This is a genomic window from Xanthomonas sp. F1 (assembly GCF_014199855.1).
This window is the reverse complement of sequence record NZ_JACHOK010000001.1, coordinates 1,041,411-1,065,181: the sequence shown is the minus strand read 5'-3', so window position 1 is coordinate 1,065,181 and position 23,771 is coordinate 1,041,411. Positions and strand designations below refer to the sequence as shown.

The 23,771-nt window shown below is 70.4% G+C and carries 19 protein-coding genes; 6 read left to right on the top strand and 13 right to left on the bottom strand.

What is annotated here, in order from left to right; genetic code table 11:
• Both GGR71_RS04355 and GGR71_RS04350 read right to left on the bottom strand, forming a co-directional pair.
• Positions 1–1,290 (bottom strand): amidohydrolase family protein, encoded by a 1,290-nt coding sequence (locus GGR71_RS04355; RefSeq protein WP_160961753.1) that lies wholly within the window; start codon positions 1,288–1,290, stop codon positions 1–3.
• The gene (locus tag GGR71_RS04350; RefSeq protein WP_160961755.1) at positions 1,287–2,687 is read right to left on the bottom strand and encodes an amidohydrolase; all 1,401 of its coding nucleotides are present in this window, start codon (positions 2,685–2,687) and stop codon (positions 1,287–1,289) included. Before GGR71_RS04350 ends, GGR71_RS04355 begins: the two co-directional genes overlap by 4 nt.
• Before the next feature lie 163 nt (positions 2,688–2,850).
• Between GGR71_RS04350 and GGR71_RS04345 the strand changes: the two genes are divergently transcribed.
• The gene (locus GGR71_RS04345) at positions 2,851–3,396 is read left to right on the top strand and encodes a DUF924 family protein (RefSeq protein WP_160961757.1); all 546 of its coding nucleotides are present in this window, start codon (positions 2,851–2,853) and stop codon (positions 3,394–3,396) included.
• Positions 3,397–3,875: 479 nt separating this feature from the next.
• On the opposite strand, the gene grxD is transcribed toward GGR71_RS04345, so the two are convergent.
• Positions 3,876–4,802, bottom strand: a complete 927-nt coding sequence (gene grxD, locus GGR71_RS04340; RefSeq protein WP_160961759.1) for a Grx4 family monothiol glutaredoxin — start codon at positions 4,800–4,802, stop codon at positions 3,876–3,878.
• Positions 4,803–4,844: 42 nt separating this feature from the next.
• On the opposite strand from grxD, the gene GGR71_RS04335 reads away from it, so the two are divergent.
• Positions 4,845–5,636: a polysaccharide deacetylase family protein gene (locus GGR71_RS04335; protein WP_184451643.1), complete on the top strand. Its 792-nt coding sequence runs from the start codon at positions 4,845–4,847 to the stop codon at positions 5,634–5,636.
• A gap of 81 nt (positions 5,637–5,717) precedes the next feature.
• On the opposite strand, the gene GGR71_RS04330 is transcribed toward GGR71_RS04335, so the two are convergent.
• The 4 genes from GGR71_RS04330 to GGR71_RS04315 form a co-directional block, all read right to left on the bottom strand.
• Entirely contained in the window at positions 5,718–6,056 is a 339-nt protein-coding gene (locus GGR71_RS04330) for a hypothetical protein (protein WP_160961763.1), read from the bottom strand.
• A gap of 67 nt (positions 6,057–6,123) precedes the next feature.
• Positions 6,124–6,795: a methyltransferase domain-containing protein gene (locus tag GGR71_RS04325; protein ID WP_160961802.1), complete on the bottom strand. Its 672-nt coding sequence runs from the start codon at positions 6,793–6,795 to the stop codon at positions 6,124–6,126.
• Between the two features lie 60 nt (positions 6,796–6,855).
• Entirely contained in the window at positions 6,856–7,497 is a 642-nt protein-coding gene (locus GGR71_RS04320; RefSeq protein ID WP_160961766.1) for an SGNH/GDSL hydrolase family protein, read from the bottom strand.
• Positions 7,498–7,584: 87 nt separating this feature from the next.
• On the bottom strand, positions 7,585–8,862 hold the full coding sequence (locus GGR71_RS04315; RefSeq protein ID WP_160961768.1) for a pyridoxal phosphate-dependent aminotransferase: 1,278 nt from the start codon (positions 8,860–8,862) through the stop codon (positions 7,585–7,587).
• A gap of 330 nt (positions 8,863–9,192) precedes the next feature.
• Here GGR71_RS04315 and rsgA point away from each other — a divergent pair, with 330 nt between their 5' ends.
• From rsgA to GGR71_RS04300, 3 genes are all read left to right on the top strand, one after another.
• A complete protein-coding gene (gene rsgA, locus GGR71_RS04310) occupies positions 9,193–10,290 on the top strand; it encodes a ribosome small subunit-dependent GTPase A (RefSeq protein ID WP_160961771.1) in 1,098 nt (365 codons plus the stop codon).
• A gap of 8 nt (positions 10,291–10,298) precedes the next feature.
• On the top strand, positions 10,299–11,543 hold the full coding sequence (locus tag GGR71_RS04305; protein WP_160961774.1) for a flavohemoglobin expression-modulating QEGLA motif protein: 1,245 nt from the start codon (positions 10,299–10,301) through the stop codon (positions 11,541–11,543).
• A gap of 102 nt (positions 11,544–11,645) precedes the next feature.
• The gene (locus tag GGR71_RS04300) at positions 11,646–12,329 is read left to right on the top strand and encodes a type 1 glutamine amidotransferase domain-containing protein (RefSeq protein WP_160961776.1); all 684 of its coding nucleotides are present in this window, start codon (positions 11,646–11,648) and stop codon (positions 12,327–12,329) included.
• Positions 12,330–12,671: 342 nt separating this feature from the next.
• On the opposite strand, the gene GGR71_RS04295 is transcribed toward GGR71_RS04300, so the two are convergent.
• Complete coding sequence (locus GGR71_RS04295) at positions 12,672–14,591, bottom strand: alpha-amylase family glycosyl hydrolase (protein ID WP_184451641.1); 1,920 nt, start codon at positions 14,589–14,591, stop codon at positions 12,672–12,674.
• Positions 14,592–14,642: 51 nt separating this feature from the next.
• Positions 14,643–17,102: a TonB-dependent receptor domain-containing protein gene (locus GGR71_RS04290; protein WP_184451639.1), complete on the bottom strand. Its 2,460-nt coding sequence runs from the start codon at positions 17,100–17,102 to the stop codon at positions 14,643–14,645.
• 299 nt (positions 17,103–17,401) lie between these two features.
• Between GGR71_RS04290 and GGR71_RS04285 the strand changes: the two genes are divergently transcribed.
• The gene (locus tag GGR71_RS04285; protein ID WP_160961806.1) at positions 17,402–18,742 is read left to right on the top strand and encodes an MFS transporter; all 1,341 of its coding nucleotides are present in this window, start codon (positions 17,402–17,404) and stop codon (positions 18,740–18,742) included.
• A 102-nt stretch (positions 18,743–18,844) separates the two neighbouring features.
• Here the strand turns inward: GGR71_RS04285 and GGR71_RS04280 are convergent, their stop codons facing one another.
• From GGR71_RS04280 to GGR71_RS04265, 4 genes are all read right to left on the bottom strand, one after another.
• Positions 18,845–19,876: a LacI family DNA-binding transcriptional regulator gene (locus GGR71_RS04280; RefSeq protein WP_160961781.1), complete on the bottom strand. Its 1,032-nt coding sequence runs from the start codon at positions 19,874–19,876 to the stop codon at positions 18,845–18,847.
• 280 nt (positions 19,877–20,156) lie between these two features.
• Positions 20,157–20,897: an acetoacetyl-CoA reductase gene (gene phbB, locus GGR71_RS04275; protein WP_160961783.1), complete on the bottom strand. Its 741-nt coding sequence runs from the start codon at positions 20,895–20,897 to the stop codon at positions 20,157–20,159.
• A 128-nt stretch (positions 20,898–21,025) separates the two neighbouring features.
• Positions 21,026–22,351 carry a CitMHS family transporter gene (locus GGR71_RS04270; RefSeq protein ID WP_160961785.1) on the bottom strand — a complete coding sequence of 442 codons (1,326 nt, stop codon included), beginning with the start codon at positions 22,349–22,351 and terminating at the stop codon, positions 21,026–21,028.
• A 139-nt stretch (positions 22,352–22,490) separates the two neighbouring features.
• Positions 22,491–23,681 (bottom strand): porin, encoded by a 1,191-nt coding sequence (locus GGR71_RS04265; protein ID WP_160961787.1) that lies wholly within the window; start codon positions 23,679–23,681, stop codon positions 22,491–22,493.
• Between the last annotated feature and the right edge of the window lie 90 nt (positions 23,682–23,771).

The following is a 23,771-nucleotide window of genomic DNA, read 5'->3' as shown; positions in this document are numbered from 1 at the left end:
CTAGTGGCTGTAGGCCTTCGGCAGCGCGCCGTTCTGCTGCATATAGCGGTCGCGCAGCTCGGTCTGCCGCGAGCGCATCGGGATGGCGCGGCCGCCCAGCCAGACCTGCTCGGCGTAATGCGCCACGTCCAGCGGATCGCCTTCCCACAACACCAGGTCGGCGAGCTTGCCCGGGGCGATGCTGCCCAGGCGATCGCCCACGCCGAAGGCCTCGGCCGGCACCCGGGTCAGGCCGGCCAGGGCCGCGTCCCACGGCAGACCGTGGGCCACCGCGTTGCCGGCCAGCTGGCGCTGCTTGCGCGCGTTGTGCGCACCGTCGCCGCCCTGGGTGAAGCTCACCGCCACGCCGGCCGCGTCGAGGCGCGCGGCGTTCTCCAGGGTGGCGCCGATCTGGTCGAAGCTGGCCGGCAGGTCGTCCAGCGCATTGACGAACACGGGCACCTGCGCCTTTGCCAGTTCCGGTGCCAGCTTCCAGGCCTCGTCGCCGCCGGCGATGGCGATGCGCACCTTCTCGCGTTGCGCCCAGCGCAACAGCTGGCGGATGTCGGCCGCGCGGTTCACCGTCACCACGATGCGGCCCTGGCCGGCGAGGTAGCGCGCCAGCACTGCGCGGCCGGCCGGAGTCAGCAGTGCATGCGGCGAATCGGCGGGCATGCGCCCGCGCGCTTCGGCCACCAACTGGTCGAGCAGCATCCACTGCGCCGCGCGCGACTTGCCGCTCAGCTCCAGCGCATCGCTACCCAGGTGCAGATACAGCGCGCGCGGGCCGATCGGGTCGGCGCCGCCGTCCAGGCGCATCACCGCGCCCTGGCCGGCGACGAAGGCGCCGCCGGTGTTGGCGCCCAGCGCGGTGAAGCCGATGCCTTCCACCCGTGCGACCGGGATCAGCACCGACGCGGGGTTGTAGGCCAGGGTCACGTCGAACTCCGGACGCATCGGCTGGTCGTGCGGCAGGGTCAGGGTGCTGTCGACGGTGGAGGCCTCGCCGGACACCTCCTCGATGCCGATCTCGGTGATGCCGCCGAACAGCGCCGGGGTCAGCGGACGGCCCTTGGCCTCGACCACGGCCACGCCCGCCGGCGCGCTCAGGCCGGGGCCGACCGCGCGGATCACCCCGCCCTGGACCAGCACGTCGGCATTGGCGAGGGTGCCGCGGGCGCTGGCGGTGTGCACGGTGGCGCCGCGGATCAGCACGTCCTGGGCGAAGCCGGGCGCGCTGCCGAGCAGCAGGCAGGCGGTCAGCGCCAGGCGCTGCGCCAGGCGATGGGGAGAGGGCATGGCGCGGCTCATCGGGCAGCCTCCTGGCCGAGCATGAAATCGGAGGTGGGTTGCAGGCGGTGGTCGGCGCGATCGTAGACCTGCGCGCCGTCGATGTAGACCTTGTCGGCCAGGGCGTAGGAGCTGAAGGGGTTGCCGTTCCACAGCACCAGGTCGCCCATCTTGCCGGGTTCCAGCGAGCCGGTCTGCTTGTCGATGCCCAGCGCCTTGGCCGGATTGCTGGTCAGCCAGCGGATCGCGCGTTCGGGCGGGATGTCCATGCCGGCGCGGCGGCCGGCGGCCATCGCCTTGGCCGCTTCCTGGTTGAGCCGCTGGATGCCTTCCTCCGAGTCGGAGTGCACGATCGCGCAGCCGTTGGCGGGACGATCGACCAGGGCGATGTTCTCCTGGATGCCATCGAAGGCTTCCATCTTGAAGCCCCACCAGTCGGCCCACAGCGCGCCGCAGACGTTCTCCTGGGCCAGGCGGTCGGCGATCTTGTAGGCCTCCACGCCATGGTGGAAGGCGGCGATCTTGAAGCCGAACTCCTTGGCCAGGTCGAGCATGGTGGTCATTTCGTCGGCGCGGTAGCAGTGGATGTGCACGCGGATGTCGCCGTTGATCGCGCCGGCCAGCGTGTCCAGCTTCAGGTCGCGCTTGCCGCCGCTGTCGCCGCTGCTGTCGTTGTCGCCGGCACCGCGGCTCCACCAGTGGCGCTTGGGCGGGCTCTTCTGCTTCGGCGCGTTCTTGCGCAGGTATTCGCTGGCGTCGATGAAGGCGGCGCGGTAGCCGGCGACGTTGCCCATGCGCGTGGATGGGCCACCCTTCTCGCCATACACCCGCTTGGGGTTCTCGCCGCAGGCCATCTTCAGGCCCCACGGCGCGCCGGGGAACTTCATCGCCTGGTAGGTGGTGGCCGGCACGTTCTTGAGGGTGACGCCGCGGCCGCCGACCAGGTTGGCCGAGCCGGGCAGCACCTGCAGCGCGGTGACGCCGCCGGCCAGCGCGGTGCCGAAGCCCGGGTCCTGCGGCCAGATCGAATGCTCGGCCCACACGTTCGGGGTCACCGGTGCGGTCGCCTCGTTGCCGTCGCTGTGCGCGCTGACGCCGGGGCTGGGATACACGCCCAGGTGCGAGTGCACGTCGATGATGCCGGGCGTGACCCATTTGCCGTGGCCGTCGATGCGGGTGGCGTTGGCCGGCGCGGTCAGCGCGCGGCCGACCGCCTGCACGCGGCCGTCCTGCAGCAGCACGTCGGCGTCGTCCAGGCGCTCGCCGGTGCCGGTGAGCACGGTGGCGTGTTCGATCAGCACCGGCGCCGACGCCAGCGCGCGGTAGGTGCTGGGATAAGGATCGTCGACGAAACGCGAGGCAGCGGCGGCAGGGCCGCACAAGGCCACGCCCAGGCAGGCGAGCAGCAGATGACGCATCGGATTTTCCCCGGAAGATGGACGCGGCCCTTGCGGCCGTGCCTGCACGCTAGCCGGAGCCGGCGCGCTTGCCAAGTGCGGGTGCGGCACGGGCGCCGCCGGCTGCACCGGATCGCGACGCCGGACCTGCTATGCAGACCGATTGCCGCCCATGGAAACTGCGATGCCCGACACCCCTGCGCGCACCGTCGTGGACTTCTGGCGCAGCGCCGGCCGCGAGCGCTGGTTCGCCGCCAACGACTCCTTCGACGCCAATGTGCGCCAGCACCTGCTGGAGGCGCACCATGCCGCCGCGCGCGGCGAACGCGGCGACTGGCTGGCCGACGCCGAGGGCGCGTTGGCGTTGCTGCTGTTGCTCGACCAGGTGCCGCGCAACGTGTTCCGCGGCAGCGCGCACGCCTTCGCCACCGACGGCCTGGCCTGCCGCTACGCCGACCGGGCCCTTGCGGCCGGCTTCGACCAGGAGACCGACGCGGAACTGCGGATGTTCTTCTACCTGCCGTACGTGCACGCCGAGGACGCCGCGCGGCAGCGCCAGGCGGTGGAACTGTTCAGCGCGCTCGGCGACGCCGAGTCGCTGCAGTGGGCGGTGGTGCACGAGGACGTGATCCAGTGCTTCGGCCGTTTTCCGCACCGCAATGCGGCGCTGGGGCGCACGACCACGGCGGAGGAGCAGGCGTTCCTGGATGCGGGTGGGTTTGCTGGTTGAGGGAAGCAGGACCTGCGCGTTCGCCACTGCATGCGGACGAAGCCACTGGCGCATCGGATGTCACTGCAGTCGGGACTGAAGTCCCTCCCACAGGGGGCACCAGGCTGCTGGCGCGATCCTAGTCTTCTCGCAGGAGGCAAGGCGTGCGCTTCTTGTGGGAGCGGCTTCAGCCGCGACGAGCGAAGCCATCGGGCGCATCGGATCTCGTTGCAGTCGGGACTGAAGTCCTCCCACAAGGAGTGCCGGACTTCCGTGCTGCCGTCAGCACTTGCGCAAGACGCCAAGCGAGTGTGCCCAGGGTAGGAGCGGCTTCAGTCGCGACGGCGCCTTACCGGTAAAGCACGGTCGCGGCTGAAGCCGCTCCTACGCGTTCGCGCGTTTGTACGTTGTGGCGAACGCGGCGCGCGGGCAGAAAAAAAGGGCGATCTTTCGATCGCCCTTTCGATGCGTCCGCACTGGACGCAAACAAGGTGCGTGACTCAGTACTTCGGCACGCTGCCGTCGACCTGGTCGGTCCAGGCGTCGATGCCGCCGACCACGTTGTGCACGTTGCTGAAGCCGAGCGAACGGAAGTGCTCGGCCGCCTGCGCGCTGCGGCCGCCACTGTGGCACAGGAAGGCCAGGGCGGTGTCCTTCGGCAGCGCTTCCAGCTGCGCGCGCTGCTCGCCGTCGAGGGTGCGGAACGGCACGTTGACCGCCGCCACCGCGCGCTCTTCCGGCGGGCGCACGTCCACCAGGATCAGGCCGCCGGCGCGCACGCGGTCGTCGGCATCGCGCGGGCTGAGGTCCTGCACCGCCTTGGGCGCGTTGGGATTGTCGATGGCCAGGCCGCGGCCGCGGATGTCGTCCACCCAGTCGATGGTGATGCCGTCGGCGCGGCGCGCGCTGCCCAGGTCGAACTGCACGCGCAGGCCGTTGGACTCGGCGGCGATGGCGTTGGGATCGGTCGGCGCCAACTGGAAGTTCGGCTGGAACTGCGCGTCGATCGCCAGTGCCAGGCTCGCGCCCGGGGTGTCGGCCAACGCGCCGCGCAGCATCTCGGCGGCGGCGTCGGTGATGGTGATCGACGGCGGGGTGCGGTCCGGCGCGGCCACGCCGAGCAGTTCGCTCAGTTCGCCGCTGCCGGCCATCTGCAGGATGATGTCGCTGCCGCCGATCAGCTCGCCGTTCACGTACAGCTGCGGGATGGTCGGCCAGTCGCCGTAGACCTTGATGCCCTCGCGGATGTCCTGGTCGGCCAGCACGTTGACGTGGGCGAAGTCGACGCCGAGTTCGTTCAGCGCGCCCACCGCCTTGGCGGAGAACCCGCACTGCGGCATGCTCGGCTGGCCTTTCATGAACAGCACGACGCGGTTGGAGCTGAGCAGCGTTTCGATACGGGAGCGCAGGGCGGGGTCGAGGGACATGGCAGCAGTCGTCGCAGAGTCGGACCGGTCATTCTACGCCGCATGGCATCATGGGGCATGACAGTTCCGGAAACGCTGCATCGCATCCCGCACCACCCGTATCGCTGGCTGCCCTGGGCGCTGGCCTCGCAGGCGCTGGTGGCGGCGCTGTGGTGGGCCTACGGTTGGCGATTCGGCCTGCCGGCGCTGCTGCTGTCGCACGCGGTGCTGGTGCTGCCGGTGTTCCTGCCGCGGGCGCGGCTGTACGCGCCGGTGCTGGACCGCCTGCCTGGCAACGCGCCGCGGGTGTGGCTGACCATCGACGACGGCCCCTCCGACGATACCGCGGCGATCCTGGACCTGCTCGACCGCCACCAGGCCAAGGCCACCTTCTTCCTGGTCGGCGCCCGCGCCGCGGCACGCCCGCACCTGGTGCGCGAGATCCTGCGCCGCGGCCACGGCATCGGCAACCACAGCCAGCATCACCCGCAGGCCTGGTTCTGGGCGCTGGGGCCGCGGCGCATGGCCCAGGAGATCGGCCAGGCGCAGCAGACGCTGGCCGCGATCGCCGGCACCGCGCCGCGCTGGTACCGCTCGGTGGTGGGTATGACCAACCCCTTCGTCGCCGCACCGTTGCGCCGGCATGGCCTGACCCGGGTGGCCTGGAGCGCGCGCGGCTTCGACGGCGTGCGCTGCGATCCCGCCGTCACCGTCGCGCGCATCGCCCGCGACCTGCGGCCTGGCGCCATCGTGCTGCTGCACGAGGGCGCGGCGCACGGGCACAACCCGGCGATCGTGGAGGGCGTGTTGCAGGCCGTGCAGGCGCGCGGGCTGCAGGCGGTGCTGCCGGACTGAGCCGGATGTGCGTCGTGGTGCGGCGGCATGGCTCCGCACGCAGCATCATGCAGCGTGCCGATCCGTTCGCCGATGCAGAAATCAGCCCGGCTGGGCCATGCCGTAAGCGATCAGCGCCGCCATCGCGCCGAGGGTGAGCAGGGCGCACAACAGGCCGAGGATGCCGTAATGCTTGCTGCGGCCAGGCTGCAGGCAGTTGCCGATGCCCAGCGCGATGGCGCAGACCTGGGCGATGGCGGTGAGTAGCGCGAGCAGGCCGAGCAGCAGCGACATCGGCGCGTGCGGGCCAGCGGCGAATGTCGGGAGCACGAAGAAGGTGCTGAGCAATAGCGCCGCCAGCAGCACGAAGGCACTGATCAGGCTGGTCGCCAGGGCGGCGATGCCAAGGCCGGAGCGTGACCGTGGCGCGGGTGCCGTCATGCGCGGCAATCCGCGTGTGGGTGTGCGAAGCCGAAGCGGCCGCTGCGTGTGCGGTATCGCGCCAGGCTCAACGCGGCTCCGCCACGATCAGCCAGTTGTTGAACGGCGTGTTGCCGTACAGCGGCGCGAAGCTGGCGCGCAGGCCGGCGGCGTCGAGCTGGGCCTGCAGGATGTCGCGGGTGGGATAGGCCTTGGGCAGTTCCTGCATCCAGCCGGCCAGGTGCGCGAGCACGTCGGTGATGCGGCTGGTGCGGCCGCGGCCGCTGGCATCGCCCAGACCGCTGCGGATCACCAGCTTGGCGCCGGGGGTGAGCATGCGCGCCACGCTGCGGATCAGGTTGGACTGCATGTCGCGGTCCAGGTACTGCAGCACGTCCAGGATCGCGACGCTGCCGTGGTGCTCGGGCCAGGACTGGCCCAGGTCGACCACCGCGAAATGCGTGTCCTGCAGCCCGTTGCGCGCGGCGATGGCGCCGGCGCGGCGGATCTTGGCCGCGTCGATGTCCACGCCGTGGTAGCGCTGGCGCTGGCCGTCGGCGCGCAGCGCGTGCGCGAGCAGGCCCAGGCCGCAACCCAGGTCCAGTACCGGCGCGTCGGTGCCGCGCAGCGCGGCGAGCACGCCGGGGTACAGTGGGTCGGTACGCAGCTTGGTGCGCGTGTAGTAGTAGTCGTAGCGATTGCCCAGCGGATGCGTGGGCAGGAAGGCGCGGGCGATGGCCAGGGCCTGCGGGCGGGTCATGGGCTGGGTGGTGCTGGCGTCGCGCAATGTCGGTCCTTGGCAGCGGGCGTCGTGTGCCAGCTAGGCTAACGCATCGCGGGCCGCCGGCAACAGCAGCGCGGTCCAGCGCGCATACATCGCCGCCGACGGATGCAGGCCATCGGCGGCCAGCATCGCCGGAGTGCCACCGCCCTCGCGGCTGCAGCCGGTGATGTCGACGAAGCGCACCGCGCGCGCGGCGCAGCAGGCCTGTGCGGCGGCGTTGAAGGCGTCGATCTGCACGGCGATGTGCGCAGGATCGTGCGCGGGTGGCTGCGCGAAGGCCGTCACGCCCCAGTCCGGGATCGACACCGCCAGCACCCGCTGCGGCCGCGCGTCGGCAAAGGCGATCGCGCGCTGCAGCAGCGCGTCGAACTGCGCGCGGTAGTCGTCGAGCGGGTAGCCGCGGTACTGGTTGTTGACGCCGATCAGCAGCGTCACCAGGTCGAACGGTCCCTGCGGGGTCGCCGCGTCGATGCCGGCATCCAGTTCGTCGGTGGTCCAGCCGGTGGTGGCGACGATCTGCGGATCGTCCAGCGCGATGCCGTCGCGGCGCAGCGCCGCGGCCAGTTGCATCGGCCAGCGTCCGGTGGCGTCAACGCCTTCGCCGATCGTGTAGGAATCGCCCAGCGCGAGATAGCGCAGCGGCGCGTGCTGGACCGCGGCGAAACGCCCCTGGCTCATCTACGCGGCACCAATGGCAGCCCCATCACCGGGGCGCGCGCGCAGGGACGGCGCACGCTTTGCCATTCCCCATTCCCCATTCCCCACTCACCGCCCCACAGCCGCCCGCGGCTTCAGCGGCACCACCTTGGTGGCATCCTCGGCGCGGCGCGCCAGCACCCGGTCGATGCGCGCGAACACCTCGCGCATCGTCGCCGCCTCCGGCAGCAGGGTGACGCGGAAATGGTGCCGGTAGGGCACGTTGAAGCTGGAGCCGGGCACCACCAGCACGCCTTCCTGTTCCATCAGTTCCAGGGCGAAGGCGTGGTCGTCGAACCCGCGTGCCGCGGCGCCGACCACCGCCGGAAACGCGTACAGCGCGCCGGCCGGCTGCACCAGCGACAGGTGCTCGCTGGCGGCGCAGGCCTCGAGCACCGCGCGGCGGGTCTCGTACAGGCGTCCACCCGGGGCGCACAGCGGCGAGATCGTGTCCGGGCCGTTGACCGCGGCGTCGATCGCGAACTGGCCGGGGACGTTGGCGCACAGGCGCAGTGCGCCGAGCAGGTCCATGGCGTTGCGGAAATCGCCGACGCGCTCGGTATCGCCGGACAGCAGCGCCCAGCCCACGCGCCAGCCGCAGGCGCGGTGCACCTTGCTCAGGCCGCCGAAGCTGATGCACGGATGCGCGCCGGCCAGCGGCGCCACCGACACGAATTCCGCGCCGTCGTACAGCACCTGGTCGTAGATCTCGTCGACCATCAGCAGCAGGTTGTGCTTGACCGCGATGGCGACGATCTTCTCCAGCAGCGCGCGCGAGTAGCTGGCGCCGCTGGGGTTGTTCGGGTTGATCAGCACGATGGCGCGGGTGCGCGAGGACACCAGCGTCTCGATCTCCACCGGGTCCGGCTGGAAGCCATTCTCCGGCGCGCAGCGGTAGTACACCGGGCGGCCGTCGTTGAGGATGGTGGCGGCCGACCACAGCGGGTAGTCCGGCGAGGGCACCAGCACTTCGTCGCCCGGGTTGAGCAGCGCGCGCAGCGACAGGTCGATCAGCTCGCTGACCCCGTTGCCGACGAAGATGCGGTCCGGGTGCGCGTCCGGGTGCTGGCGCCGGGCGTAGGCCGCGGCGATCGCTTCGCGCGCCTCCGGCAGGCCCTGCTGGTGGGTGTAGGGATCGGTGCGACCCATGTCGTCGGCGATCGCGCGCTGCAGATGTTCCGGGGCACGGAAACCGAACGCGCCGGGATTGCCGATGTTGAGCTTGATCAGCTTGCGCCCCTGCGCTTCCAACTCGCGGGCTCGCCGTGCCAGTTCGCCGCGGATCTCGTAGCGGACTTCGGACAGGCGTTCGCGGATCGCGAGCGGCTTGATCGGCAGGGTGGGCATCGCATTGGCCGGTGGGGCGTGGGACCTGCATGGTAGCGGAAATGTGACACCGCGGCGGGGCGGTGCGGCGCCGTGGTGGCGGGTCGTCTACGGCGCCCGGCCCCCACGCTCGGCGCTGCGACGGGCGTGGCACGGTGGCTGGCCCGTGTGGCGGCCACACACGCGTCGCGCGGGGCATGCGCCGCTGCTGGCGACTCCCGGGACGCCGCCTGCGGCGCGCCGCTCGCGTCGCGGCGGGGCGGGGTAGCCACGCAAGGTGCCGCCCTGCGCGTGTCCCAGTGGCCGCCCTGCGCTCACCTTTGGCCCCGGCACACCCTCTAGAATTCGCCCATGACCTCCTCCCCGATCGACTTCGACGCGTTGCGCCCCATCGGCTGGCCCTGGCCCGGAATGCCCGAGGAGCCGGCCTGGCGCGCGCTGTTCGACGCGCATCCGCAGGCGCGGCCGGCGCGGGTGGTGGAGCAGCACCGCACCGGCTACGTGGTCGCCGACGCGGTGGACACCGGGTTCAAGGTCGAATCGCTGCCGGACTGGCAGCGGCCGCGCTTCCCCAGCCACGAACGCGCCGCGGTCGGTGATTGGGTATTGCTGGAGGAGACGCGCATCGTCGCGCTGCTGCCGCGGCGCACCGCGATCAAGCGCGGCGCCGCCGGCGAGCACTACCACCAGCAGGTGATCGCGGCCAACATCGATACGGTGTTCATCGTCTGCGGCCTGGATGCGGACTTCAATCCGCGCCGGATCGAGCGCTATCTGCTGCTGGTGGGCGGCGGCGGTGCGGCGCCGGTGGTGGTGCTGACCAAGGCCGACCTCACCGAATACGCCGCCGACGCGCTGGCGGTGCTGGAAGAACTGGCGGCACAGTCGATCCCGCTGCTCACGGTCAACGCCCGCCAGGCCGACAGTGTCGACGCGCTGCGGCCGTGGCTGGGGCCGGGGCAGACCGCGGTGCTGGTCGGCTCCTCCGGCGCCGGCAAGTCGACTCTCACCAACACCTTGCTCGGTGTGCAGAAGATGCGCACGGCGGCGGTGCGCGCCACCGATTCGCGCGGCCGCCACACCACCACCCACCGCGCCCTGCTGCCGCTGCCGTCCGGCGCCTGCCTGATCGACACGCCGGGCATGCGCGAGCTCAAGCCCACCGGCGAGGAAGACCTGGCCGAGGGCGGCTTCGCCGACATCGAGGCGCTGGCCGCGCAATGCCGCTTCAACGACTGCGCGCACCAAGCCGAACCGGGCTGCGCGGTGCAGGCGGCGATCGAGCGCGGCGAGATCGAGGAGGCGCGGTTGGCCAATTACCTGAAGCTGCGCGACGAGGTCGCCGGCGCCGCCGGCAAGCTCGCGCAGCGCCAGGCGCAGAACGCGGCCGCCGGGCGCAGCGGCAAGCCCGGCGGCAAACGCCCACCACCGCGCACCCTGCGCCGCTGACGCCGGCCGTGGCCAAGCGCGCGCTGCCGGCCGAGATCCGCCATCACGCTGCGCTCGATACGCGGCTGGTCAAGGCGGTGCGCGGCATCCGCCTGCTGGCCCTGGCCAGTTGGCCGGTGGCGTTGCAGGCGCCGTTCCTGGAGAGCGTGGCGCGCGGGCAGCCGCAGCTGCCGCAGGTGCACTACCCCACGCTGGATTTCACTGACACCCGCCGCGAGCTGGCGGCGATCGCCCAGGCCGCCGATCCGGCGCATCCGCTCGGCGCCTACCTGCAGGCTTCGGTGCGCAGCTGGGATCTGGCCGCGGCCCTGCTGGAAGCGCTCGGCACGCCGGCAGTAGGCGCGTACTCGGCGCAGCTGTTCGGGGTGCCGGACGACCCGATGCCCGGCCACGGTCCCACCACCCGCGAGGCCGCCGGCCATTTCATCCGCATCGCCCAGGAGCTGGACCGCGAGCTGTTCTCGGCCGAGGAACAGGTGCCGGTCTCGGCCACCGCCTTGCGCCTGCTGCTGCAGCGCGACCTGGACGAATTCTTCGGCGCGCGGGTGATCACGGTGGAACTGGATCCGGACCTGCTGGCCAAGGCCGCCGCCGGCGCGCAGCGCATCCGCTTGCGCTCCGGTGCGCACTTCAGCGACTACGACCGCGCGCAACTGTTCCACCATGAGGCGCTGGTGCATTCGCTGACCGCGCTCAACGGCCGCCAGCAGGCGCAGTTGCCGAGCCTGGCGCTGTCCTCGCCGCGCACCACCGCCACCCAGGAAGGCCTGGCGACGTTCGCCGAGCAGATCACCGGCAGCATCGACATCGAGCGGATGAAGCGGATCAGCCTGCGCATCGAAGCGATCGCGCTGGCCCGCGACGGTGCCGACTTCATCGAGGTGTACCGCTACTTCGACGCGGCCGGACAGTCTCCCGCAGAGAGCTTCTCCTCGGCGCAGCGCGTGTTCCGCGGCGTCCCCACCACCGGCGGCGCTGCCTTCACCAAGGACACCGTGTACCTGCGCGGGCTGGTGTCGGTGCACACCTTCTTCCGCCAGGCGCTGCAGCGCGACCGCCTGCCGCTGTGCCGCTGGCTGTTCGCCGGCAAGATGGCGCTGGAGGACGTGGCCGCGTTCGCGCCGCTGTTCGAGTCCGGCGTGCTGGCGCCGCCGCGCTGGCTGCCGACCTGGGTGGCGCGCGCCAGCGGCCTGGCCGGGATGCTGGCGTTCTCGCTGTTCGCCAACCGCATTCGCATGGACCAGGTGGACTGAACGGCGCCACACGCCGCTCACCCGCCGCGAATGTGCGGCTGCCGATACTGCGGCGCCCGGCCTGCCCCCGCATTGGCCGCTTCCCCTCACGAGGAGACCCGCATGAAGATCCTGATGGTACTGACGTCGCACGACCGGCTGGGCGATACCGGCAAAAAGACCGGCTTCTGGCTGGAAGAATTCGCCGCGCCGTACTACACGTTCCAGGACGCCGGTGCCGAACTGATCCTGGCCTCGCCCAAGGGCGGCCAGCCGCCGCTGGATCCGAAGAGCGATGCGGCGGATGCGCAGACCGAGGCCACCCGCCGCTTCAAGGGCGACCCGGCGGCGCAGCAGCACTTGGCGAACACGCAGCCGCTGGCGTCGGTGCGCATGGACGACTACGACGCGCTGTTCTACCCGGGCGGCCACGGCCCGCTGTGGGACCTGGCCGAGGACCGCGACTCCATCGCGCTGATCGAAGCGTTCGCGCGCGCCGGCAAGCCGATCGGCTTCGTCTGCCATGCGCCTGGCGTGCTGCGCCGGGTGAGCGCGGCCGATGGCACACCCCTGGTGCAGGGCCGCCGCGTCACCGGGTTCACCAACGGCGAGGAAGCCGCGGTGGGTCTGACCGATGTGGTGCCGTTCCTGGTCGAGGACGAACTGCAGCGGCTGGGTGGCCAGTACAGCAAGGTCGCCGACTGGGGCGTGCACGTGGTCGAGGATGGCCGCTTGGTGACCGGGCAGAACCCGGCCTCGTCCGAGGCGGCGGCAGAGGCGTTGCTGGGAATGCTGCGCGGGAAGTAAGGGCTCGCCGATCGCGATGATGGCAAGAGCGACTTGCCATCATGGTCTGGTGGATGTTTCGGTTGCTGGTGATGGCGAAGCGGTCTAGTTCGCTTTGACAGCCGACATTGTCGCGCTGCACTGGAGCCACCCTTGCTCCGTCATCCGTAGGAGCGGCTTCAGCCGCGACGGGCGTTCCCATTGACGCTGGTCGCGGCTGAAGCCGTTCCTACGAGGCATAGATGTGCCATTGCGTGCCAGCCAGGGAGCGCGCCTGTGGGAGGGACTTCAGTCCCGACTGCACGCACTCGCAAGCGCAGCTGTACAGCACCGGCGCTTATAGACGCCACTGCTGTTTCCGGCTCAGTCGCGCCGCCACCAACGCAGGCCATACGCGGGCAGGATGCCATCCCAATGCACCAGCGTTGCCGGATCGTTGCTGCCATCGGCGATGACTTGCCAGTCACCTTCTCCAAGTGCATCGGTGACATCCACTGCCATCGGATGCGCACTGAAGTTGTAGGCCGCCACGAATGCATCGCCGCGCGCCAGGCCGAGCAGGGCCGGATCGCCCAGCGGCACCGCGCGCAGCGGCTGGTCGGCGGCCAGCGCGGCGGTAGCCGCGCGCGCAGCGATCAGGTGGCGCAGGCGGGTGTAGACCTGGCCGGCAAGCGCGCCGCGGTCGTGGCACTGCGCCGCGCGCGACCAATCCATGACCGGGCGATGCAGCCAGCGGCCTTCGTGGCGGCGTAGTGGGTCTTGGCGATAGTCCTCGTCGTTGCCCAGGGCCAGTTCGTCGCCCATGTACAGCAGTGGGATGCCCGGCATCGCCAGCGCCACGGCGTACAGCAGCAGCAGGCGGCGCACGCCCAGTTCCAGCGCGTCGGCGTCGTGCGCGTCCAGCGCGGCGGCGATGCCGGTGAGTGCCGCGCTCATGCCGTTGCTGCCGTGCACGCCATCGCCGCTGCTCTGGAACGCTTCGCCACGCGCGTAGCTGTCCGCCGTACGGCCGGCGTAGAACTGGGCGGTGCGTGCCAGCGCAAACGGGGCGACGCCATCGCCGCCGGCGGCTTCGCGCTGCAGCACGTTCCAGCCGATGTCGTCGTGGCAGCGCACGTAGCTGAGCCAGCCGCAGGCCGGCGGCAGCGCCGGCGTGTGCGCGATCGCCGCCTGCACGATGTCGCCGCGCTGCTCGGCCAGCGCCACCCACCCGGCCGCCATCAGCGTGCTGTGGTAGGCCAGGTGGCATTCGTGGCCGCGCGCGGTGCCTTCGCCGAAGTAGGGCGGCAACTGCGCCATCGGCACGATCGCCTCGGCCTTCAGCAGCACCGCCGGCGCCAGGATGTCGGTGAGCGCGCGCAGCGCCTGCAGGATCGTGTGCGCCTCCGGCTGGTTCATGCAGTCGGTGCCGGGGCGCTTCCACAGGTAGGCGGTGGAATCCAGGCGGAACACCTCCACGCCCATGTTGGCCAGGTGCAGCAGCGCCAGCGCCATCTCGCCGAACACCGCCGGATTGCTCCAGTCCAGGTCCCACTGGTAGGGATAGAACGTGGTCCACAGCCAGGCGTCGGCCTCCTCCACCCAGGTGAAGTTGCCGGGCGCGGTGTGCGGGAACACCTGGCCCAGGGTACGTTCATAGGCATCCGGCGTGCTGCGGTCGCGGAAGTGGTGGTAGTAGTCCAGATACCCCGCATCGCCGCGCTTGGCCGCCAGCGCCCAGGGGTGGTCGTCGGCGGTGTGGTTGAGCACGAAGTCGGCGCATAGGCTGATCCCGGCCGCGCGCAGGCGTGCGGTCAGCGCCGCCAGGTCGGCGGTGTCGCCGAGCCGTGGTTCGACCTGGCCGTAGTCGCTGACCGCGAAGCCGCCGTCGTTGTCGCCGTCGCGCGCACGCAGGAACGGCAGCAGGTGCAGGTAGCGCACGCCCAGTTCCTGAAGGTAGGGCACGCGTTCGCCGACGCCGTGCAACGTGCCGGCGAAGCGGTCGACGTAGGCGCTGTAGCCGAGCATCGCCGGCGTCGCGAACCAGTCGGGCGCGCGCTCGGCATCGAGCTGGCGCAGCGCCGGCGGCCGCGCATTGGCCGCGGCGGCCAGTTGCGTCAGCCACTGCGGCAGCCACTGCGCGAACGCCGGATGCGCGCCGTACAGCGTGTGCAATGGGGCCAGCAGGCGTTCGCCGTGGCGCTGCAGGCGCGGCAGCAGTGCGGCGGCGGTGTCCGGTTGCAGATGCGCCTGCCACAGGGTGTGGGCGAGCGCGGACAGTGCGGAAGGAGCGGGTGCGGTCATGGGGGGGCTTGGCCGCGCCCCGGAGAGCGGGGCGCGGATGTGCGGTCCTCGTCAGAAGTCGTAGCGCAGGCTGATGCTGGAGGTGCGGCCCGGAATCGAGCGCGCGCGGATCACGCCGGAGGACGCATCGGCGATCGAGGCCTCCTCGGCTTCGGTCAGGCCGAAGGTGTTGAACAGGTTGTTGACGTTGAGCGAGACGGTCAGCGCATCGGTGATGCGGTAATCGCCGAACAGGTTGACCTGGGTGTAGCCGGGCATCTTCAGCTGGTTGCTGTCCTGGGTGTAGGCCGAGGTGGTGCCGATCGCGTTGAGGCCCACGGTGTAGCGCTCGCCGCGGTAGCTGGGGGTCAGTTGCCACACGAAGCGCGCCTGCCGACGCGGGGTGTTGCCGGCATTGGCCGGGGTGATCTGGTCCTTGTCGATGGTGGCGTCGGTCCAGGTCAGGCCGCCGTTGAGGTTGAAGCCGCCGGTGCGGTATGCGGCTTCCAGTTCCAGGCCGTGCGCCTTGTAGGTGCGGTCGAAGAAGCGCTGGGTGGTGGCTTCGTAGTTCTGCTCCTGGGTACGCGCGGCGAAGGCGGTGGCGAACACGCTCAGCCCGCCGCTGCGCCACTTCAGGCCGCCTTCGAGCTGCTTGACGAAGTTCACCGCTTCGTTGGAAGACACCGAGCCATCGGCGCGGACCACGCCGAACAGCAGGCGGTCGGCGTTGGCGCGGGCGCCGCGGCTGTAGCGCGCGAACGCGGCCAGATCGTCGCTGAGCATGTAGTTGCCGCCGAACGAGTACGACAGGTAGTTCCAGTCGTAGCGCACGGGCTTGGGGTTGGCGTAGTCGATGGTCGCCACGCTGCGCTCGGGCGCCTCGATCACGCCGTCGCCGTCGACATCGACGTTGCTGGCCAACAGGCCGCCGGCGGTGTTGCCGCGGGCGCGGCCCATGTCGTAGCGCAGGCTGCCGTCCACGCTCAGCGGGCCCTGCTCCCAGCTCAGCGCCAGGTACGGCGCGTTGATGTCGTAACGCACGTCGTAATGGCGGGTGACGTCCAGGCCCCAGTACGGCACGCCGTAGGCGTACAGGCCGTCCTGCGACAGCAGGCCGCCGCCGGCGTCGACCACGTTCAGCAGCCGCGGGCGGTGCGCCAGCGACTGCACGTAGGAGTTCCAGGTCCAGTCCACGTCGATGGTCTGCCGCGAGGTGTACCAGCCGGCCTTGAGGTTGAGCGTGCCGCCGCTGGTGGCCGCGAAGTCGCGCGCCAGGCTGAGGTCGTTGACTGCGTTGCCCAAATCGTTGAGGTGCACGTTGAACAGATGCGTGCGCAGCGCCAGGCCGCTGTAGGTCTGGCCGGCGTTGGGGCCGTCGACGTAGCGCAGGCTGGCGCCGGCGCCGCCGATGCTCGCCGCCAGCGCGCTTGCATCGGCCACCTGCGCCGGGAACGGCGAGACGAAGCGGCCGGAGGTGTCGGCGATGCGGAACTTGTCGGTCAGGGTCCAGCCGCCGCCGATATCGAATTGCGCTTCGGCGCCGAAGGCGCGCGACAGCGGATGCATGCCGTCGCCCAGTTCCACCCGCGAAGGCTTGTTGCCGCCGTCGAGGGTGGCGCTGCTGCGGAAGTACGGGCTGTACAGCGTGTCGGTGCCGGGATCGAAGCCGTCGATGCTGCCGAAATGCGGCGACCCGTCGCTGCCGCTGACCCGGGTCGGCACCGGCAGGTAGCCGGCGGCGCGGTCGTTGAGGTACTTGGCGTAGACGCGCACGTAGCCGTTGTCGAACAGCCGGGTCAGGTTGGCCTTGAGCTGGCCGCCCTTGTCGGTGGTGTAGCCGGCATCGCGCACGCCATCGCCGCGGCGGTAGAAGCCGCCGACGTTGAACTGCCAGTGCTCGGCGAACGGTGCGCCGTAGTCGAAGTCCAGGCGGGTGTTGTCGTAGCCGCCCAGGCCGCGGGTGAGGCCGACGCTGCCGCCGGCGGTCTCGCCGGTCTTGCTGATGAAGTTGATGATGCCGCCGGGGGAGTTGCTGGCGAAGGTGGAGGCCGAGCCGCCGCGGATCGCTTCGATGCGCTCCAGGCTGTAGTCGGCGCGCAGGAAGATGTCGGCGTTGCCGAAGGCGATGTCGCCGAACTCCAGCACCGGCAGGCCGTCTTCCTGCAATTGCAGGAACTTGGCGCCGCCGGAGGCGACCGGCAGGCCGCGCACGGCGATGTTGGCGTTGCCTTCGCCGCCGGTGGATTCGGAACGGATGCCGGGAATGTTGCGGAAGATCTCGGCGGTGCTGCGCGGCGCCGACTGCTCGATCGCCTCGGCGCCGACGGTGCTCACCGACACGCTGGACTTGAGCTTGCTCTTGGGCGTGGCGGTACCGGTGACGAACACCGAGTCCAGGCTGACCACGTCGCCCTGCGCCGCCGGGGCGTCGGCAGTGGCGGGCGTGGCCTGCTGCGCGAGCGCAGCCGGTGCGGCCAGCGCCGCGGCGACGGCCAGGGCCAGGGTCTGCAGGCGGATCGAAGGGTGGTGCATCGCTGTCTCTCCCGAAGCGAGTGGTGCAGTAGGTGGCGGCGCGCCGCCGCCGGAGTGGGCAGGGCGCGGCGCGGACGGTGGGTGCGGCGGGCTACAGATAAGGCTGTCCACAATCGATTGCAATTTGCAGTGCAGCAAATCAGCCCGTGGCGCTCGCGCTCACCTTTACGTTGAGAAATCGAGGCATTCTGCATGGTGCAACGCAGCGTTACAAACGATTGCAGGCGCGGCCACACTCCGCTCCGCCGCTACGGCACGCCTCCCGTGTGCCCGCTCCGTCCAGGCCGATGCCGATGCTGATGCGCTCCGATCGTCCCCTGCTTCCGCTCTCGCGCGTGCTGGCGCTCAACGCCGGTTTCTTCGGCGTGCAGTACAGCTTCGGGCTGCAGCAGAGCAACATGAGCCCGATCTACAACTACCTGGGCGCCGACCACGCAGACCTGCCGTATCTGTGGCTCGCCGGCCCGATCACCGGGCTGGTGCTGCAACCGGTGGTGGGCGTGCTCAGCGACCGCACCGTGACCCGCTGGGGCCGGCGCATGCCGTACATGGTGGTGGGCGCGCTGGTCTGCAGCCTGTGCCTGCTGACCATGCCCTTCAGCGTGGCGCTGTGGATGGCGGTGGCGCTGCTGTGGATGCTGGATGCGGCCAACAACGTGGCGATGGAGCCGTACCGCGCGCTGGTCAGCGACGTGCTGGCGCCGCCGCAGCGGCCCCTGGGTTACCTGACCCAGAGCGCGTTCACCGGCCTCGGCCAGACCCTGGCCTATGTCACCCCACCGCTATTGGTATGGCTGGGCATGAACCAGGACGCGGCCAACGACCACCACATTCCCTACGTCACCATCGCCGCGTTCGCGATCGGCGCGGGGTTCTCCGCCGCCTCGATCCTGCTCACCGCGTGCAGCGTGCGCGAGCCGGTGCTGCCGCCGGCGCAGCTGCAACGCTTGCGCAGCGCCGCGGTCGGGCCGCTGGCGACGCTGCGCGAGATCGTCGACGCCGTGCGGCAGATGCCGCCGACGATGCGGCAGATGGCGCCGGTGATGCTGTTCCAGTGGTATGCGATGTTCTGCTACTGGCAGTACATCGTGCTGTCGCTGTCCACCACCCTGTTCGGCACAACCGTGGCCGATTCGCACGGCTTCCGCGAGGCCGGCCTGGTCAACGGGCAGATCGGCGGCTTCTACAACTTCGTCGCCTTCCTGGCCGCGTTCGCGATGGTGCCGGTGGCGCGTAAGTTCGGCCCCAAGGCGACGCACGCCGCCTGCCTGGTCGCCGCCGGCGTCGGCATGTGCGTGTTGCCGTCGATCCACGACCGCTGGCTGTTGCTGCTGCCGATGATCGGTATCGGCCTGGCCTGGGCCAGCATGATGGGCAATCCCTACCTGATGCTGGCCAACAGCATCCCGCCCGAACGCACCGGCGTGTACATGGGCCTGTTCAACCTGTTCATCGTGCTGCCGATGCTGATCCAGATCGTGACTTTGCCGCTGTACTACGACCGCCTGCTGCAGGGCGACCCGCGCAACGTGATCCGCCTGGCCGGCGCGCTGATGCTGTTGGCGGCGGTGGCGATGGGGTTGGTGAGGAGCCGGGACCCGGGGCCCGGGACCGGGGACCCGGAGAACGGAAGTCGGTAAAGCTTCGGATCGCGGTGCTTTGGCTTTTCCTGCGTCTGGAGAACGGAAGTTCTCAGTTCGGAGTGTCGTGCTTTTCCGGGTCCCCGGTCCCGGGTCCCGGCTTCAAGCAGATTCCCGCACCACCAGACTCACCGGCAGCTCCACCGAGTCCACCGGCACGCCGGCGATCAGGTTCAGCACGCCGTCCACCAGCAGGGTGGCGGCGTGCGCCAGGTCCTGGCGCACGGTGGTCAGTGGTGGCTGGCTGTAGGCGGCCAGGGGGATGTCGTCGAAGCCGACCAGGGCGATGTCCTGCGGCACGCGGTGGCCGGCTTCGATCAGGGCGCGGATCGCGCCCAGTGCGATCACGTCGGAGGCGGCGAACACCGCGTCCGGCGGGTCGGTCTTCTTCAGCATCGCCCGAGTCAGGCGGTAGGCGTCCTCGCTGAGGAAATGGCTGCGCGCGTGCAGCCGCGGGTCGAACGCCAGGCCGTGCGTCTCGAGCATGCGCCGATAGCCGGCGAAGCGCGGCGCCACTTCCGGTAGCTGTTCGTCGCCGAGGAAGGCGATGCGCCGGCGGCCGTGCTCGATCAGGTGCGCAGTGGCCAGTTCGCCGCCGCGCAGGTTGTCGCTGCCGACGCTGGCATAGGCCTGGCCGTCGATGCGGCTGCCCCACACCAGCATCGGCAGGCCGCCGCGTGCGGCGGCGTCGAGCGAGGCGTGCTCGTGGCTCTGGCCGAGCATGATGACGCCGTCGGCGCGGCTGTTGTGCGCCAGGTCCTCGACCCAGTGGTCCTGGTGCTGGTCCAGCTTGGACAGCAGCATGCTGTAGCCGCGCGCGGTCAGCGCGTCGGCGAGCAGCGCCAGCATGGTCATCATGAACGGGTCCGACAGCGGCTGTTCGTGCGCGTGCATCAGCGGCACGGCCACGCAGACGATGTTGGAGCGGCGCGAACGCAGGCTGCGCGCCACCGGATCGACCCGGTAGCCGGCATCGCGGGCGAGCTGCTTGATGTAGGCGCGGGTGCGTTCGGCAACCACGGGATTGTCGGCCAGCGCGCGCGACACCGTGGATTCGGAGACGCCGGCCATGCGCGCGATGTCGGCCATCTGCAGGCGCGCGGCGGGCGCGCCGGGTTCGGGTTTTTCGGGCATGCGGAGCGGGCGCGACGGACGAAGCGGAACCGGCAGTGTATGCCAGGCAGGTGTCGCGGCGCTTTGCGTGCCGCGGCCGCATCGCTGCCACAGTAGCAGGGTACGCCGTACCTCCCCGCGTACGCCGCGGCGTGCCGGCCAGATCCAATCAGAATGGGCGCGCGCGCGGACGCGTCGCCGTGTCACTGCGCGGGCCTGGATGCACGTCCCGCCCTCGTGCTTCCCCGCTGTATGCACGCGCAACCGAGGCGCATCATCTGTGGGAGGGCGAGGGTGTGCCCTAGGCCATGTGCAGGCCGCCGTTGACCGCGTAGTCCGCGCCGGTGACGTAGGCGGCCTCGTCGGAAGCCAGCCAGGCGCACAGCGCGGCCACCTCCTCGGGCTTGCCGAGCCGCCGCAGCGGCACCGAGCTGGCCAGGCGGTCGAGCACGTCCGGCGGGAAGCCGCTGATCGCCGCGCTGGCGATGTAGCCGGGCGAGACGGTGTTGACGGTGACCCCGCGCGAGGCCACTTCCTGCGCCAGCGCGCGGCTGAAGCCCTGCATCGCCGCCTTGGCGGTGGCGTAGTTGATCTGGCCGATCTGGCCCTTCTGCGCGCTGACCGCGCCGATGTTGACGATGCGGCCCCAGCCGCGCGTGGTCATGCCGTCCACCACCTGCTTGGTGATGTTGAACAGCGCATGCAGATTGCTGGCGATCACCGCCTGCCAATCCTCGCGGCCCATCTGCCGGAACAGCATGTCGCGGCTGCCGCCGGCGTTGTTGACCAGCACGTCGATCTCGCCGACCTCGGCCTTGACCTTGGCGAACGCGGCCACGGTGGAATCCCAGTCGGTGGCGTTGCCTTCGGAGGCGATGAAGTCGAACCCGAGCTCGCGCTGCTCGCGCAGCCACGCCGACTTGCGCGGCGAGTCCGGCCCGCAACCGGCGACCACGGTATGGCCGTTGCGCGCCAACTTCTGGCAGATCGCGGTACCGATGCTGCCCATGCCGCTGGTGACGTAGGCGATGCGGAGGGTCATGTGTGAGTTCCTTGGTGGTGGGGAGCCGGGACCCGGGACCCGGGACCCGGAGAACGGAAGTCGGTAAAGCTTCAGATCGTGGCGTTACGCTTTTCCGGGTCCCGGGTCCCGGGTCCCGGGTCCCGGCTTCATCGCGCCAACGGATACAGCGCGAACAGCAGGCTGCCCGCCATCAGCAGCAGCGAAATCAACACCGCCCACTTCAGGGTGAAGCGCTGGTGGTCGGCGAAGTCGACCTTGGCCAGGCCGACCAGCAGGTAGGTGGACGGCACCAGCGGGCTGAGCAGGTGTACCGGCTGCCCGGCCAGCGAGGCGCGGGCCATTTCCACCGGGGTGATGCCGTAGTGGCTGGCGGCCTCTGACAGGATCGGCAGCACGCCGAAGTAGAAGGCGTCGTTGGACATGAAGAAGGTGAAGGGCATGCTCGCCAGCGCAGTGATCACCGCCAGGTACGGGCCCCAGGCGTCGGGGATCACCGCCAGGAAACTGCGCGACATCGCCTCGACCATGCCGGTGTTGGAGAGGATGCCGGTGAACACGCCGGCGGCGAAGATCAGCGACACCACCGACAGCACGTTGCCGGCATGGTTGACCAGGCGGCGGCGCTGCTCGGCCAGGTTCGGGTAGTTGATCAGCAGGGCCAGGGCGAAGCCGATCATGAACAGCACCGGCATCGGCAGCACGCCGATCACCAGCGCCGCCATCAGCGCCAGGGTCAGCGCCAGGTTCACCCACAGCAGCCGCGGCCGCTTGATGTCCTCGGCGTCTTCCACGGTGGGCAGCGCCTCGCCGTCGTCGGCGACGCTGCCGTCCATCCAGGCATCGCCGGGCAGCGTCACCACGCCGAGCCGGCGCCGCTCCTTCATGCCCAGGTACCAGGCCAGCACCAGGATGCCGGCGATCGCCAGCGCCATCGCCGGCACCAGCGGCACGAACACGTCGGCCGGGTCCACGTGCAGGGCGGTGGCCGCGCGCGCGGTCGGGCCGCCCCACGGCGTCAGGTTCATCACCCCGCCGGCGAGGATGGTCACGCAGGTCATGTTCAATGCGTTCATGCCCAGGCGGCGGTACAGCGGCAGCATCGCCGAGACGGTGATCATGTAGGTGGTGGAACCGTCGCCGTCGAGCGAGATCAGCAGCGCCAGCACCGCGGTGCCGACCACGATCTTCATCGGGTCGCCCTTGACCAGGCGCAGGATGCGCCGCACCAGCGGATCGAACAGGCCGGCGTCGATCATCACCCCGAAGTACAGGATCGCGAACATCAGCATGACGCCGGTGGGCGCGATCTTCTTGATCCCCTCGAGCATCATCTCGTTGATGCCGGTGCCGAACCCACCCGCCAGCGCGAACACGATCGGCACGATGATCAGCGCGACCAGCGGCGACAGCCGCTTGCTCATGATCAGGTACATGAAGGTAATGACCATTCCGAAACCGAGCGCGGTCAGCATGGGGAGAGGTTCCTAAAAGGTGCAGGGTGGAGAAGCCGGGACCCGGGACCGGGAACCCGGGACCCGGAGAACGCAAGTCGGTAAAGCCTCAGATCGCGCAGTCGCGCTTTTCCGGGTCCCCGGTCCCGGGTCCCGGCTTTCAGAAGTCATACTGAAACCGCCCCGTAATCGCCCGCGTGTGGTCCAGCGTCACCCCGGCCAGGTGATCGCGATTGCGGCTGTCGATCAGGTTGAGCATCAGCCGCAGGTTCGGCTTGAGGTACCAGTTGCCGGCCAGCGTCCACGAGGCGGTGGAGGCGTCGAGCAGATCCGGTTGCCCATCGCGGTGCTGCTCGCCCCACATGCGGTCGTAGCGCAGCGCCAGTTCGAACGCGCCGTACGTGTGATTGACCTGCTTGATGCGGGTGAAACGCCCGGTCTTGCGGTCGTAGCGGCGCGATTCGCCGGTGGCGAACCAACTGACGAAGCCGTAGGCGGACATCACGTCGGCGCGCTGCGCGCCGTCGTCGAACGCACCGCCGCTGAACTCGCCCTGCCACGACAACGGCCCGCGCACCTGCGCGTACTCCAGCGACCACTTGTCCACGTCGGTGTCGCGGCCGTCGGCGAAGCGTGCCAGGGTGACGCGGCTGTCGTCGGACAGATGCCCGGCCGGGCGCGGACGGATGCTCAGCGCCGGCGCGCCGCCGGCACCGGGATGGTCGTAGTGCTCGTGCGCCAGCGACAGGCCCAGGTGCAGCACGTCGCCGTCGCGCGCGCCCGGCGCCCACGTGCCTCGGCCGCCGAACGCGTGCCCACGGACGTTGGAGACGTCGATGCTCTGCAGGCTGTAGACGCTGGCGGCCCAGGTCGTATCGGTGCCCGCGGCCTGCCACGACACCGCCTTGCGGTACAGCGGCGCCAGCGTGCTGGCCGCGCCGCTGCGCTCCAGGAACTGGCCGAAGTTGGAGCCGGTGCGGTCGTCGAGCGTGAAGTACTGCTTGAACTGGCCCACGGTCAGCATGCCGGCGCCGAACGTGCGGGTGATGTACACGTCCTTGGCCTCGATGCCCTTGCCGTTGAAATCGTCCTGCAGCCCGGCGAAATCGCCCTCGACCTTGTAGCCGAAGCCGAAAAACTTGCCGGACACGTCCAGCCACAGGCGGCGGATCTCGGTATCGTCGGGATTGGGCGTGCCGCGCTGGTCGTTGTCGAAGTGGGCGAAATCCCAGTGCAGGCGTCCGCCGAATTCTGCGGTCACCGGGCCGTCCTCATCCGCGGCGGCGCGCGCCGATCCGGCCAGGCACAGCAGCGCGCAGGCGCTGCCCCATGTCAGAGTCTTCAGTTCCACGTCCCCTCCCAGGTGCGTGTCGCAGCGATTGGATCGGTCCGCCCGCAACGGCCGCGGACCGGCATGGACGCAGCCTAGTCGGACGTAGCT

What these genes read in the sequence shown, in the direction of transcription:
- GGR71_RS04315 (WP_160961768.1), bottom strand. Translation starts at nt 8,862, where the DNA reads ATGCCCACCCTGCCGATCAAGCCGCTCGCGATCCGCGAACGCCTGTCC.
- GGR71_RS04295 (WP_184451641.1), bottom strand. Translation starts at nt 14,591, where the DNA reads ATGACCGCACCCGCTCCTTCCGCACTGTCCGCGCTCGCCCACACCCTG.
- GGR71_RS04300 (WP_160961776.1), top strand. Translation starts at nt 11,646, where the DNA reads ATGAAGATCCTGATGGTACTGACGTCGCACGACCGGCTGGGCGATACC.
- GGR71_RS04330 (WP_160961763.1), bottom strand. Translation starts at nt 6,056, where the DNA reads ATGACGGCACCCGCGCCACGGTCACGCTCCGGCCTTGGCATCGCCGCC.
- GGR71_RS04290 (WP_184451639.1), bottom strand. Translation starts at nt 17,102, where the DNA reads ATGCACCACCCTTCGATCCGCCTGCAGACCCTGGCCCTGGCCGTCGCC.
- GGR71_RS04350 (WP_160961755.1), bottom strand. Translation starts at nt 2,687, where the DNA reads ATGCGTCATCTGCTGCTCGCCTGCCTGGGCGTGGCCTTGTGCGGCCCT.
- GGR71_RS04335 (WP_184451643.1), top strand. Translation starts at nt 4,845, where the DNA reads ATGGCATCATGGGGCATGACAGTTCCGGAAACGCTGCATCGCATCCCG.
- rsgA (WP_160961771.1), top strand. Translation starts at nt 9,193, where the DNA reads ATGACCTCCTCCCCGATCGACTTCGACGCGTTGCGCCCCATCGGCTGG.
- GGR71_RS04320 (WP_160961766.1), bottom strand. Translation starts at nt 7,497, where the DNA reads ATGAGCCAGGGGCGTTTCGCCGCGGTCCAGCACGCGCCGCTGCGCTAT.
- grxD (WP_160961759.1), bottom strand. Translation starts at nt 4,802, where the DNA reads ATGTCCCTCGACCCCGCCCTGCGCTCCCGTATCGAAACGCTGCTCAGC.
- GGR71_RS04280 (WP_160961781.1), bottom strand. Translation starts at nt 19,876, where the DNA reads ATGCCCGAAAAACCCGAACCCGGCGCGCCCGCCGCGCGCCTGCAGATG.
- GGR71_RS04325 (WP_160961802.1), bottom strand. Translation starts at nt 6,795, where the DNA reads ATGACCCGCCCGCAGGCCCTGGCCATCGCCCGCGCCTTCCTGCCCACG.
- GGR71_RS04270 (WP_160961785.1), bottom strand. Translation starts at nt 22,351, where the DNA reads ATGCTGACCGCGCTCGGTTTCGGAATGGTCATTACCTTCATGTACCTG.
- GGR71_RS04355 (WP_160961753.1), bottom strand. Translation starts at nt 1,290, where the DNA reads ATGAGCCGCGCCATGCCCTCTCCCCATCGCCTGGCGCAGCGCCTGGCG.
- phbB (WP_160961783.1), bottom strand. Translation starts at nt 20,897, where the DNA reads ATGACCCTCCGCATCGCCTACGTCACCAGCGGCATGGGCAGCATCGGT.
- GGR71_RS04345 (WP_160961757.1), top strand. Translation starts at nt 2,851, where the DNA reads ATGCCCGACACCCCTGCGCGCACCGTCGTGGACTTCTGGCGCAGCGCC.
- GGR71_RS04285 (WP_160961806.1), top strand. Translation starts at nt 17,402, where the DNA reads ATGCGCTCCGATCGTCCCCTGCTTCCGCTCTCGCGCGTGCTGGCGCTC.